The 12,453-nt window shown below is 65.4% G+C and carries 10 protein-coding genes; 2 read left to right on the forward strand and 8 right to left on the reverse strand.

The window, feature by feature from the left end; translation table 11 throughout:
* Positions 1–2 precede the first annotated feature (2 nt).
* Genes E4P29_RS03135 through E4P29_RS03160 form a run of 6 tightly spaced genes read right to left on the reverse strand, consistent with a single transcriptional unit; the run spans position 3 to position 6,930 of the window.
* A complete protein-coding gene (locus E4P29_RS03135; protein WP_135041764.1) occupies positions 3–974 on the reverse strand; it encodes a HEAT repeat domain-containing protein in 972 nt (323 codons plus the stop codon).
* Positions 975–983: 9 nt separating this feature from the next.
* A complete protein-coding gene (locus E4P29_RS03140) occupies positions 984–1,610 on the reverse strand; it encodes a HEAT repeat domain-containing protein (RefSeq protein ID WP_135041766.1) in 627 nt (208 codons plus the stop codon).
* 45 nt (positions 1,611–1,655) lie between these two features.
* Positions 1,656–3,713, reverse strand: coding sequence for an FUSC family protein (locus E4P29_RS03145; RefSeq protein ID WP_135041768.1), 2,058 nt, complete (start codon positions 3,711–3,713; stop codon positions 1,656–1,658).
* A 21-nt stretch (positions 3,714–3,734) separates the two neighbouring features.
* Positions 3,735–5,063, reverse strand: a complete 1,329-nt coding sequence (locus E4P29_RS03150) for a GAF domain-containing protein (RefSeq protein ID WP_135041770.1) — start codon at positions 5,061–5,063, stop codon at positions 3,735–3,737.
* 44 nt (positions 5,064–5,107) lie between these two features.
* On the reverse strand, positions 5,108–5,875 hold the full coding sequence (locus tag E4P29_RS03155; RefSeq protein ID WP_135041772.1) for an acetoin reductase: 768 nt from the start codon (positions 5,873–5,875) through the stop codon (positions 5,108–5,110).
* The gene (locus E4P29_RS03160; protein ID WP_135041774.1) at positions 5,872–6,930 is read right to left on the reverse strand and encodes a 2,3-butanediol dehydrogenase; all 1,059 of its coding nucleotides are present in this window, start codon (positions 6,928–6,930) and stop codon (positions 5,872–5,874) included. The genes E4P29_RS03155 and E4P29_RS03160 overlap by 4 nt, the downstream gene beginning before the upstream one ends.
* 180 nt (positions 6,931–7,110) lie before the next feature.
* On the opposite strand from E4P29_RS03160, the gene E4P29_RS03165 reads away from it, so the two are divergent.
* Entirely contained in the window at positions 7,111–8,250 is a 1,140-nt protein-coding gene (locus E4P29_RS03165; protein ID WP_135041776.1) for a hypothetical protein, read from the forward strand.
* Here the strand turns inward: E4P29_RS03165 and E4P29_RS03170 are convergent.
* On the reverse strand, positions 8,226–9,014 hold the full coding sequence (locus E4P29_RS03170) for a hypothetical protein (protein ID WP_135041778.1): 789 nt from the start codon (positions 9,012–9,014) through the stop codon (positions 8,226–8,228). The genes E4P29_RS03165 and E4P29_RS03170 overlap by 25 nt on opposite strands.
* 131 nt (positions 9,015–9,145) lie before the next feature.
* On the opposite strand from E4P29_RS03170, the gene E4P29_RS03175 reads away from it, so the two are divergent.
* Positions 9,146–10,987: an NAD(P)/FAD-dependent oxidoreductase gene (locus tag E4P29_RS03175; RefSeq protein WP_135041780.1), complete on the forward strand. Its 1,842-nt coding sequence runs from the start codon at positions 9,146–9,148 to the stop codon at positions 10,985–10,987.
* Positions 10,988–11,040: 53 nt separating this feature from the next.
* Here E4P29_RS03175 and E4P29_RS03180 read toward each other — a convergent pair whose 3' ends face one another.
* Entirely contained in the window at positions 11,041–12,402 is a 1,362-nt protein-coding gene (locus E4P29_RS03180) for an NAD(P)/FAD-dependent oxidoreductase (RefSeq protein ID WP_135041782.1), read from the reverse strand.
* Between the last annotated feature and the right edge of the window lie 51 nt (positions 12,403–12,453).

The raw sequence follows: 12,453 nt of genomic DNA on the forward strand, positions 1-12,453 counted from the left end.
CGTTACCTCCGGTCCAGGAGGTACGTCGCCGTCAGCGCGATCGAGCGGTCCTCATCCTGAGTCAGCTCGCGCAGAGCCTGCGCCGCGGCCGGACCCGGAATACTGGCCAGCGCCTGGGTCACCCGTAGTCGTGCCGCGACCTCTTTCGGGCCGTCCATGAGGTCCGCGACCGTAGAGTCTTCGTAGCCGAGCTCACCGAGCACGTCCGCCGCGTCCACATCGTTCGTACCCTCGTGGACCATCTCGATCAGCACCGCAATCGCGTCGACGATTCCTCGGGCACCCAGTTCCAGCGCCGCGAGTCGTCGCACCTGACCGTCCTCGTGACCCAGCGCCTCCCGCAGCACGTCGGTGGCGTCGGGATGCGGAATCTCGACGACGGTATCGACGGCGCGGCGACGCACCTCGGGATCCGGTGAGTCGAGGCCCTCCCGCAGCGCCGCGACGGCGTCGCTCCCGGTCTGCGCGAGTGCCCATCGCAGCGCGCCGGCGACGTTGGTGGCGGGCTCGCGCAGCACCGCCTCGGCCAGAGCCTCGGCCGGGATGGGGCGATCTCCGACGGATGCCAACGCCGCAGACTGCCGTTTCCCCGCGCTCACCGAGTCCAGGTCTCCGAGCATGCCGATGACACCGAGTACGTCCTCCCAATCCTCCGGTCGGGCGCTTCCGATGCGACGCAACCGCGTCAGCAGCTCGGTGTCTCGTGCGATGCGCTCCTCGGCTAGGGCCGCGAGCTCGTCGACGAGTCCCGTCGCCACGAAACTCGGATCGTCCAGCGCGCGTCCGACGTCGTGCAGGGACAACCCGAGCGACCGGAGCGATTCGACGTGGAACAGGCGACGAACGTCGGCCGGGGAGTATTCGCGGTAGCCGGTGCCAGTCCGCGAGGTCGGCTGCACGAGCCCGAGCCGGTCGTAGTGCCGGAGCATGCGCGCGCTGACTCCGGACCGCCGCGCCACCTCACCGATCAACATCTGCCTATCTCACCCCGTCGGGTCGGCTGCGCCAAGTGCATCGACGCGCTGGGCCTCGAACAACGCAAATCCGCTGTCGGGGTCTCGTAGCAGCGACTCCGTCGCCAGCGCGTGCGCGCGAACAGCAACGTCCTTGCTCGACGCGGCTGCGCGCACCATCGGCTCGATCACCGACCCGAGTCCCACCAGTGCGCGGCTGAGGCTGCGCTGCAATTCCCGCCCGCCTCGCCCCAGCTGAGTGGCCAACGTCGTCGCCAACCACTGCTCGCTGCCGTCGGGGACCAGGACGACCGCCGCCCGCCACGCGCTTCGGGCCACCTCGTCGTCGGAGTCGGCGATGAGCGGCTCGGTGATCACCGGCCAAGCCGCGGGATCTTTGACCTTCGACAACGTGTGCAACGCCTGGCTGCGAGCCTGTGCGCCGCCGGTGCGCACTTCGTGCATCAGCTTGGGCACCGTCGATGCAGCGGGGAGACGAATCAGTGCCCACGTCAACATCTCTCGAACTTGAAAATCCGGTTCAACGGCGCAGTGCTCGACCAGCGCGTCCAGAAATTCTGGGTCCGGCGATATTCCGATGTCGAGCGCAGCCCGAAGCCGCACGGAAGAGTTCTGGTGCCGAAGTAAGTCGATCATGGCCGTCAGCCAAGACCTTGTCACCGTGTGAAGGTCAAGCCCGGGTCAGACTCGGGTCAGTACATCGGCGAGAGTCCTGTTCATGGTGTTGAGCGACCGCACCGCGACCCGCACCGGACCGGGCGAATTCGCGCTGGTGAGCAACACATCCAATACCGTTGTGTCGGTGACCTTCTCGGGCTGATCCACCCGCTTTCCCGCAATCGCGTCCTCGACCTGCCGAGCGGTGTCCCGCACCAGCGCCGCGGCTTCGCGCAGGGCGTGGGCAGTATCGGCCGAGGGTGCCGTCTCCGGTTCGGCACGCGACGCCAGCACTCCGGCTCTCGCGAGTGCATGGGCGGATCGGCCGCTGACGGTCAGCACCCGCAGTAGTCGCTTCGCCCCTCGCCGGCTGCGGGTCGTCGGCCCGAGCACGAGCGGCTTCCCCGCCGTCACGACCTCCTTGAGCGCATTGTCGAGCGTGCGCGTCGACGCCACTAGGTCGGTGGCATTTCCCGGAGTGATCACCGATTCGACGCTGGTGTCGATCAGGGCGTCCAATTGGTCGAGATACGTATCGACGTTGTCCACCAATGTCTTTCGCGTCCCGGTCGAGAAGATGAAGTAGGCGGACGCAATACCGACGGCTCCGCCGACTGCAGTCTCGATGATCCGTAGTTCGAGAACCTCGATACTGAACGTGCCGAGCAGCCCGTAGAGCATCGCGAGCAGAATGGTCACGAAGAACGACAGCAACGCATACGCGACGGTCACCAGGTAGAACGCGAAGAAGACACAGACGACGATGAGCACCAGCTGAACGGATTGGTGATTGCCGACGAGTGCCGCGATCACCACTCCCGCAAGCACTCCCGCCATCGTGCCGAGGATGCGTTGGCCGGCTCTGGTCAGAATCTCGCCGCGCGTCGACGCCCCGGTGAACACCAGGAACGCCGTCAGCACGGCCCAGTACCAACGATCCGGTGAGACCAGCTCCCCCAATACCGTTGCCGCGCTGGTCGCGACAGCAACCTGGATTGCCGCCTTGGTGCTGGGGTTCAGGCCGGCAGGCTCGTCCTTGTCCGCCGGCTCGACAGCAGCCTGTCGGGGGCTCGACGTGACAGCCACCGCATTGGTGGTGATGTGATGAATGGCGATGTGTGCCTGCACCGCTCGTTGCGCGGATACCGTCGCGATACCGGCGGGGGTCGACGGGTCGGCGCGCTCGGCCGCCGTGGCGGCCAACCGTCGGGCGGCCTTGAGTTGCTCGGCGGACGGGGCGTTCTGCAAGCACGATCCCAGTGCGGTGGTCGCTTGCCCCAGTGCGGTCGGCCACGGCTTGGCGGGATCGAGAGCCCAGAGAGAGCTGACGAGTTGTTCGGTGGCGATCTGGGCGTCGAACACACGCAGCGACAGATCGGTACTCGTCACGCTGAGCAGTTGACCGGCGTCGTGCCGGTCGAGCCAGTCGTCGATCATCAGGGCGGTGTTTCCGAGCCGATCGAGCCTGCGCCGCAACAGTTCCAGATCACGGTCCTCACGCGCCGACGCCGCCGCGAGCACCGATTCCGATACCGCTCGCATGGCGTACAGCAGCCGCCGCACCTCCACGATCGGCCGGTCAGGAAAGACCACCGCCCGTACGAACAGAGCGATGAGCACTCCGCCGAGGATCGCCGAGATCAGCATCGGCACTTGCCCCGGGGTCGCCTGAAGGAACAACGCGAAGAAATACGAGATGAACGCGACCATGCCGAGCGCGGTGCCACGGGGTCCGAATCTGCGCACCCACACGGCCGCGAACAACACCGCGATGAATCCGACGTCGGCCACCGCGCCGAGGCGTGAGAGCAGTGCCGCGACCGTCACGGCCCCCGAGGCGGGCAGCACCATCAGGGCGGTGGTGACGAGCCGGCTGTGCTGGTCTACGTCCTTGACCGACGCCGACGCCTGCATCGCCACCACGGTGCCGAGCATCGCCACGGTCACCGGCTGGCCGATGGCGCGAGTACCGAGCAGCAGGACCACCATCGCGAGCAACACCGTCAGAGTGGTCGCCGAGGCACCGCGCAGCCGTAGCTGCCCGGGATCCGACGCGTCGAGGATGCGGGCGAGTCGGTTCATTCCCCGATTCTGCGCTACGGCTCAGCCCCGTGCGGCCCGGATAGCGGGGGCCGACGAATGCGGTAGCAACCTGTTCATGTCCGCCGGCGTGATCACGTCGACCGTCGCCGACTCGTCGAGCCGATAGGGCTGGGTGGAGATGATGCCGGCGAGGTGCTTGCGCAGGCGCGACATCTCGGCCCGCACGGTGATCGCGCGGCCGTCGTCGCCGAAGAGGTCGGCAGCCATCTGGGACGCGGTGCGTCCCTGGCGGTGGATGGCCAGCAGGTACAGAATCTCGGCGTGCCGGGGCGTCGGCTCGTGGGTCCACTCCCCCACCTCGCTGCGCACCTCGATACGAGGCTTCTGCGAATCGCGCAGGTCGATGCGGATTGTCGTCGTGTTACCGGACTCCGCGACGAACGAGTCCGCCGAGTCGCCAGGAGTGGAGACGGCGGAACGACCATGAGAAGTGGGTCGCACCAGCCATCCACCGGGCAGGGGTTCGAAGTCGCACACCCCGAGGCTCGGCAGCCAGAAGCGTCCCGTCGCGAGGTCCTCGGGCAGCAGGATGCGATTGCGCAGTGCCACCGATTCGACGGCCGCGACCCACCCGTTCGCGTCGACGGCCAGCGCCGGGGACTGCAGGCGCGCCAGCATCGGTGCGGCCACCGACCGCAGTCGATCCAGGGTGGTTCGGTGAATCTCGCGCAGCTGCGATTCCGCCAACCTCGCCACGGCGTCGACCAGGGCGATGGTGGTGGGGTGCACCGTCTTGGCCGGCCCGCTGACGTCGATGGCTCCGAGCACCTGGCCGGTACGCGGATCGCGAATGGGTGCTCCGGCGCAGGTCCACGAATGATGGCTGCGCACATAGTGTTCGGCCGAGAAGATCTGCACGGCACGGCGTGAGACCAATGCTGTCCCGATGGCATTGGTACCCACCGAATCCTCGGCCCAGTTGGCCCCCTCGACGAATCCGAGGCCGTCGGCGCGGTCGAGCACCGACGTCGACCCGCTGCGCCACAGCACTCGACCGTTCCGATCGGCGACGACGAGAATGTTGTCGCCGTCCTGCACCACCGATTCCAGGCCACGGGCGAGGTCGTCCAGAATGTCGAACAACCCCGATTCCCGTCGACTGAACTCGAGATCGGACGCGTCCATCTGTCTCTCTGCAGGATTGCCCAGTTCCGGGTCGATACCGAGGGTCTGCAACCGCCGCCAGGAATCGCCGATGACCTCGCGGGGACGCGCGGGAGACTTCCCGCCGGTCATGGTCGCGTCGTACACGGCAGTGAGAATCTGCGCGTAGCGGCGCGGGTCTTCGCCGGCCGCCAGCGCAGGTTCAGGGCCTGTCGACTGCGTCATCGCTGTCAATTGTGCTCCAGCTCACAAAGCGGATTCATGCGGGGTCACCGGTAGACCAAACCACCATCGATCAACGGTGCCTGTCCGGTCATGTAGTCCGAGTCGGGTCCGGCGAGATACGAGACGAACGCGGCGACGTCCTCGGGAGTCTGCGCCCGACCGAGAGCGATACCGCCGACGAACTTGTCGTAGGTCTCCCCCTCGGCGGCACCGGTCAGCTCGGCGAAGCGCTTGTCGATGGTCACCCACATGTCGGTGCCGACAACGCCGGGGCAGTACGCGTTGACGGTGATGCCGTCCGAGGCGTACTCCTTGGCCGCAGCCTGGGTCAATGCCCGGACTGCGAATTTCGTTGCGCTGTAGACCCCGAGCATCGCGAACCCGTCGTGGCCTGCGATCGAGGAAGCGTTGATGATCTTGCCCTTCTGGCCGAGCGCCTTGAATGTGGCTGCCGCAGCTTGAATTCCCCACAGCACCCCGTCGACGTTGACGGCCCAGATCTTCTTCGTGTCTTCCGGGCGGACGTCGTCGAGCGGCGCGACCTGTGCGATACCGGCATTGTTGACGATGACGTCGAAGCCGCCGAGCGCTTGCTGGGTATGTTCGACGGCCGCGAACACTTGATCGCGATCACTGACGTCGGCGACGAATGTCGTTGCCTTCGAGCCTGTCTGACGTACCTCGTCGGCCACGTCGGCGATCTTGTCCTCGGCCAGGTCGACCAACGCGATGTCGTGCCCGTCGTTGGCCAACCGCAACGCGATCGCCCGTCCGATTCCCTGACCGGCTCCCGTCACCAACACGGCGCTCATGCGGGTGCACCCGTCGAGGGGTCGACCAGAACTTTCATCTTCGTGCCTGCATGCAGCGCCTCGAATCCGTCGTTGATGACGCCGTCGAGCGTGATCTTGTCCACCCAGCCCGTCGTGCCGTAGTGGCCCTGGCTCATCAGATCGATGACGGCCTCGTAATCGGCGGAGGTGTAGCAGAGCGATCCCTGGATGCGGGATTCGTTCATGACGAGCTTCTGCAGCGGTGTGGTGAGCGGCTTTTCGTAGATCGCGACGCTGACGAGCGGTTTGCGAGCACCGATGCAGCCCAGCGCGGTCTCGACGGCCGGTTGCACACCGGCCGCGTCGTAGATGGCGTCGGCCCCGTTGCCGTCGGTCAGATCGGCGATGAACGCGGGGACATCGACTGCCGTCGGGTCGAGGGTCTTGGCACCGAGCGCTTCGATCGAGGCGCGACGCGTCGGCGACGGTTCGACGACGTAGACGTTGTCGAGTCCCTTACCGCGCAACGCGAACCACAGGCCGATACCGATGGGGCCGGCACCGAACACCATCGCGGTGTCCTCGGGTTTCGGATCGCCCAGTGTCGCAGCGTGATAGGCGACCGACATCGGTTCGACGAGGGCACCGAGCTCGAGGGAGACGTTGTCGGGTAGGGCGTGAATCATGTCCGTGGGGACCACGGTGTATTCGGCCATTCCGCCGTCGGACATCAGTCCGTGGAAGCCGATCTGCGCGCAGATGTTGTAGTTACCTGCCCGGCAGGGTCCGCAATGTCCACAGCGGTAGAGCGGTTCGATGGCCACGCGATCGCCGACCGAGATGCCGGTGACACCCGTGCCGAGCTCGGTGACCGTGCCCGAGAACTCGTGTCCGAGCACCAGGGGCATCTCCTGGCCGGTCAGCGGATGCGGTGAGGTGGGGATGAAGATGGGGCCGGCGTAGTACTCGTGCAGGTCGGTTCCGCAAATTCCGTTGAATCCGACCTTGACCTTGACCTGCCCCGCACCGGGATTCGGCTCGGGTACGTCGGTGATCTCCACCTTGTTCGGGCCGTAATACACAGCTGCACGCATCGGTTCTCACTCCTGACTGAATTGGATGCACACAGGTTTATGTGACGACGACCACTTCCGACAGGGTTGCAGTGCGTTGCACCGAATCGGCCGTACTGCAACCTCCCGCAACCCTGACGGTGGGCTGTGATTCAGCTCATAGTGACGGCGACCCTGTCGACCCACCGAGAAGAGACCCCCATGACCGCAACCGCAGACCGACCCCTCGATGAGCCGAAAACGGCGTCAGCACAGGGCAACTGGCTCATATTCGGACTGGCCAACCTCGCCATGGTCACGGCCGTGTCGCTGGCTACCTGGTATCTGTTGGCCGATCCCACCACCAGTCCCTGGAACTTCTATCCCCTGCCGTTCAACGCCGCGCTGTTCTGGGCCATTCTCTTCATCGTGTTCATCGGATTCGATTGTGAATTCGCCGGATTCGACCATCTGAAACAACCGATGCGCGGCCTCGCGATCCTGACTTCGACGGCGGTGTTCGCCGTTGCCGTCACCTGGATCCTCGGCAGCGGCCTCGGGGCGTTGTACCCGGATTTCGCCGGTTCTCGCGAGGGCGGGCTCGGCTACTTCGCCGGAGCGCTGTTCGTGCTGTTCGGATTCGGCACCTGGGTCATGGTGGTCCTCAACTGGCAGCACTGGCCGTGGACCGTGCTGCGCATGAGGCAACCGCTGATCGGGCTGTGCGAGATCGCATTCGTCGCCGTCCCGACCCTCGCGTTGTACTTCGTGTTCGGACTGCCGTCGGTCTCGCTCTCGGCCACCGATCCCCTGATGTCCGTGGACACCGCACTCGGCTGGTTCTACTCGATCGTCGTCTCGGTGATCCTGACCGGCCAGACCCTGGACAACTGGCCCTGGAAATTGGCCGGCGGCGGCGGACGGACCGCACTGGCGGCCACCGTCGGCAACGCTGCGCTCGGCACGGCGATCTACTTCCTGATGGTTCCGCTCGCGAAGCTACTCGTCGGCTCGGAAGCCACCGCAGAACTCGGAACGGTGATCAACCAGTTCCCGGCACAGATCGGAGTCTGCTGGGCATTCTGGATGATCTTTTGGGCGAACGGCTTCGGCAATCGCTTCCCGGCGGCGGGACGCGCAGTACTCACTTTCGCGCTGGCCATCGGCACGTTCCTGGCCTACTACTACGTTCTTGCCGAGCACGTGCTCCACGAACCCGTCGTCGCTGCCGGCATCTCCGGCAACGCACTGGGCTTCGTCGACTGGCTGGTCCTGTGGACGTTGATCTACGTCGTCGAATTCCAGTCGTTGGGGTTGAACAAGCTCTCGCAGCCCGATCAGTCGCTCAGCGCAGGACACTGAAACGTCAGTGCGGCTCTGATGAATTCGACCCGATCCCGTTCGATCTGCAGCAGGTGTCCATCGGTTTCGTTCTCCAGTCGCGCAATGATGTCCCGTAGTTCGATGACGTCGTGTCGGGCGATTCGTCGGTTCTCCGGCAGGTCGCCGGGTTCCTCGGGGGAGGCAAGGAAGTCGAGGCGGTCCTTCAGCGAGTTCTGGTGCATCGCCCTCATGAAGTCGACCTTGCCTGCGGCGTTGTCCTCGAACTCGGCCAGTTTCTCATCGGCCCGGGCGAGGTAGTCGGGGGTGTTGCCCGACATCTCCATATCGGTGCAGAGTCGACGACCCAGGCCGCGCAAGAACCCTGGAGTCGACATCGCCGCCTCGAACTCTCCGGACGACAGGCCCGCCTTCCAGTCGAATTCGAGACTGCAGGTGGCTGCAGCGAAAGCTGCGTCTCCGCCGACAGGTGTGTCGGCGTACAGCAATGCAGTCTTGCTGCCACCGGGAACGAACGCGCTCAGGCGGCGTGCGTCCATGGGGTCGTCGGGCTGCTTGTTACGCCAGTAGAACTCTTCCTCCAACGCCGTACGCACCTGTCCCCGCACACGCAGATACGGCGTGAGGAGCAATGCGTCACCCATGACGGCCAGCGTCGAGTTCTCACCGACGGAGTCGATGCACGGGACCGCCGGCGACCGGGTACCGGTGTCGACGGTAGGCGACGCCGACGAGCACCCGGTCACGACGACCAGCACCAGAGCAGCGGTAAGACGACGAATCATGTTTCCCCCCGGAAATTTCTCGAACTATAGCGCTCACCGTGAAGTGCAACCCCCTGCAACTCTCGACCCCCTGGCCCGACAGGAGTGTGCTGGGTCACATACACGGCACCTCTTCATCGCAAGGAGTTTTCATGACCCAGACCATCGAGCCCGACTCGATCACCCGCACGCACACCCCGCAGGAACGGGTCGACGCCTGGTTGTCGAAGTTCGAGAACGCCCTGGTCGCGCGGGACATCCCTCGTGTTGCCGGCATGTTCGCCGTCAGCAGCTTCTGGCGTGATCTCGTCACCTTCACCTGGAACCTCAAGACCGTCGAAGGCCGGGACGGCGTCGCCGACATGCTCGGCGAAAGGCTCGCCGATACCGACCCGACGGGATTTCACACCACCGAGACCCCCGACGAAGCAGACGGCGTCGTCTCGGCGTGGATCGCATTCGAGACGGCGACGAGCCGCGGCAAGGGACATCTGCGCTTGACGACGGACGCCGAGACCGGTGACGACGTGGCGTGGACGCTGCTGACGACGATGCAGGAGCTCAAGGGATACGAGGAGCGGCAGGGCAAGTCCCGCATCAAGGGTGCCGTGCACGGCTCGAATGCCGACACCCAGAACTGGGCCGAGAAGAAGGAGATGGAGGAGAAGGAGCTCGGGTACAGCGTGCAGCCGTACGCCCTCGTGATCGGTGGCGGTCAGGGCGGCATCGCTCTCGGTGCCCGGTTCCGTCAACTCGGCGTCCCGGCGATCGTGGTCGACCGCGCCGAGCGCCCCGGCGATCAGTGGCGTGGGCGCTACAAGTCGCTGTGCCTGCACGACCCGGTCTGGTACGACCATCTGCCCTACCTGCCGTTCCCGCCGAACTGGCCGGTGTTCGCACCGAAGGACAAGATCGGCGACTGGCTCGAGATGTACACCAAGGTCATGGAAGTTCCGTACTGGAGCAAGACGACTGCGAAGTCCGCGACCTACGACGAGACCGCGAAGGAGTGGACCGTCGTCGTCGACCGCGATGGCGAGGAAGTGATCCTGCGGCCCAAGCAGTTGGTGATGGCCACCGGGATGTCGGGCAAGAAGAACGTGCCCAACTTCCCCGGCATGGACGAATTCGAGGGCGAGCAGCACCATTCCAGCGAACACCCCGGTCCCGACGCCTATGTCGGCAAGCGTGTGGTGGTCGTCGGTTCCAACAACTCGGCGCACGACATCTGCAAGGCTCTGTACGAGACGGGCGTCGACGTCACGATGCTGCAGCGCTCGTCCACACACATAGTCAAGTCGGATTCGTTGTGCGAGATCGCTCTCGGCGATCTGTACTCCGAGCGCGCAGTGGAATCCGGAATGACCACGGCCAAAGCCGATCTCACGTTCGCGTCGTTGCCGTACCGGATCATGCACGAGTTTCAGATCCCGGTGTATCAGCAGATCGCGGAGCAGGACAAGGACTTCTACGACCGTCTCGAGAAGGCAGGCTTCCAGCACGACTTCGGCGACGACGGTTCGGGCCTGTTCATGAAGTACCTGCGCCGCGGCTCGGGTTACTACATCGACGTCGGCGCATCCGAGCTGGTCGCGGACGGCAAGATCAAACTCGTTGCCGGACAGGTGGAGCGGATCAGCAAGACCGGCGTCGTACTCGAGGACGGGACCGAACTGCCGGCGGACCTCATCGTCTACGCCACCGGCTACGGCTCGATGAACGGCTGGGTCGCCGACCTCATCGATCAGGAAACCGCCGACAAGGTGGGCAAGTGCTGGGGCCTGGGCTCGGACACCACCAAAGACCCCGGTCCGTGGGAGGGCGAACAGCGCAACATGTGGAAGCCGACGCAGCAGGAGAACTTCTGGTTCCACGGCGGCAATCTGCATCAGTCACGGCACTATTCGCTGTACCTGGCGCTGCAGATCAAGGCGCGTTACGAAGGCATCGACACCCCGGTCTACGGGCTGCAGGAGGTGCATCACCTTCGGTGACGCACGTGCGCGGAAACTCGTAGTGGGCTACGAGTTTCCGCGCACATGGCTGCCTAGTCGTACACGCCGGTCCCCTGCGCCTTGGCGATCAACGCATCCTCGGAGCGCACCTGATCGAGGTTGACCACGCGGGTGGACAGCACCGTCGAGTACAGCCAATCGGTGGCCACGCGCACGCGGGCAGAGGCGGTGGGCAGGGCATAGAGGTGATAGCCGCGGGCGACGAACTTCGCGACCGCCCCCGTAAGTGGTACTCCCAATGGCTTTGCCACACCGTCGAATCCGCCCAGATCGGCGACCAGTCCGAGATCCTTGTGTCGATACGGTCGAGCAGTGCCGACACCGAGGGACGCGGCGACGTTCTTGGCGACGGCTGTACCCTGCCGCTGCGCGTGCTGCGCGGTGGGCGGCGTCGGCTTCGACGGGTCGGCGGCGATATCGGGTACCGCGGCGGCGTCACCGATGGCCCAGACGTCGTCCACGCTGGGAACCGTCAGATCGGGGTTGACCACAAGCCGCCCCTTTTCGGTCGGTAGATCGAGTTGCGCGATGAGGGGGCTCGCAGCCACGCCTGCTCCCCACACCAGGGTGCGTGTCGGTACGACGTCGCCGTCCGTCAATGTCACCGCGTTCGCCGTGGCCGATTTCACCGACACCCCGAGACGCACCTCCACGCCGCGAGCCGCGAGGACTTCCATTGCTTCCTTGCCGAGTCGCTCGCCCAGTTCCGGCAGCACCGCCGGAGCAAGGTCGATGAGCAACCACCGGATGTCCGACGGGTCGACCGTCGCCCACCGGGTAGCGATACCGCGAATCCAATTCTGCATCTGCGCAACGAATTCGGTACCCGTATAGCCGGCTCCCACAGCGACGACGGTGAGCCGTTCCTTGCGTTCGGCGCGGCCCTCCGGCGTGTCGGGCAGTTCGTCTGCGGAGTCGAGCTGCTTCAACACGTGGTTGCGAATGAACACCGCTTCGCTCAGCGTCTTGAGTCCGTGCGCGTGCTCGGCGACACCGGGGATGTCGAACTGCCTCGTCACCGAACCCGGAGCCAGAATCAGCTTGTCCCAGGCCAGTTCCGAATCACCGTCGGGGCCGGCGACACGAACGCGTCGATTCTCGAAGTCGACGGACGTGACGTGTCCCAGCACCAACTTGGTGCGCCGCAACGTCTGCCGCGTCGACACTGCGATGTCCCGCGGATCCAGCACACCGGTGGCGACTTCAGGCAGCAGCGGACTGTAGAGCAGGTAGTCGTTGGGCGCGACGAGGGTGAACGAGGCGCGGTCCGGGCCCAACAGCTTCTGCATCTTGCGCAGTGCGTAGAAGCCGCCGAACCCGCCGCCGACCACCACCACCCGGGCTGCAGACGCGGGAGCTGGGGCGGTGCTGCGATTACGGAGTGGTGAGCGCATGGTCCACATTAACGCCGAGTACCGCAGCTCCGCCCCGTCAAACGTGGACCG

It is taken from the genome of Rhodococcus sp. 1R11, from assembly GCF_004563845.1.
Taxonomy (GTDB): Bacteria; Actinomycetota; Actinomycetes; order Mycobacteriales; family Mycobacteriaceae; genus Rhodococcoides.

Coding starts and splice junctions, on each gene's coding strand:
- E4P29_RS03170 (WP_135041778.1), bottom strand. CDS start 9,014: ATGATTCGTCGTCTTACCGCTGCTCTGGTGCTGGTCGTCGTGACCGGG.
- E4P29_RS03150 (WP_135041770.1), bottom strand. CDS start 5,063: ATGACGCAGTCGACAGGCCCTGAACCTGCGCTGGCGGCCGGCGAAGAC.
- E4P29_RS03145 (WP_135041768.1), bottom strand. CDS start 3,713: ATGAACCGACTCGCCCGCATCCTCGACGCGTCGGATCCCGGGCAGCTA.
- E4P29_RS03165 (WP_135041776.1), top strand. CDS start 7,111: ATGACCGCAACCGCAGACCGACCCCTCGATGAGCCGAAAACGGCGTCA.
- E4P29_RS03155 (WP_135041772.1), bottom strand. CDS start 5,875: ATGAGCGCCGTGTTGGTGACGGGAGCCGGTCAGGGAATCGGACGGGCG.
- E4P29_RS03160 (WP_135041774.1), bottom strand. CDS start 6,930: ATGCGTGCAGCTGTGTATTACGGCCCGAACAAGGTGGAGATCACCGAC.
- E4P29_RS03180 (WP_135041782.1), bottom strand. CDS start 12,402: ATGCGCTCACCACTCCGTAATCGCAGCACCGCCCCAGCTCCCGCGTCT.
- E4P29_RS03175 (WP_135041780.1), top strand. CDS start 9,146: ATGACCCAGACCATCGAGCCCGACTCGATCACCCGCACGCACACCCCG.
- E4P29_RS03140 (WP_135041766.1), bottom strand. CDS start 1,610: ATGATCGACTTACTTCGGCACCAGAACTCTTCCGTGCGGCTTCGGGCT.
- E4P29_RS03135 (WP_135041764.1), bottom strand. CDS start 974: ATGTTGATCGGTGAGGTGGCGCGGCGGTCCGGAGTCAGCGCGCGCATG.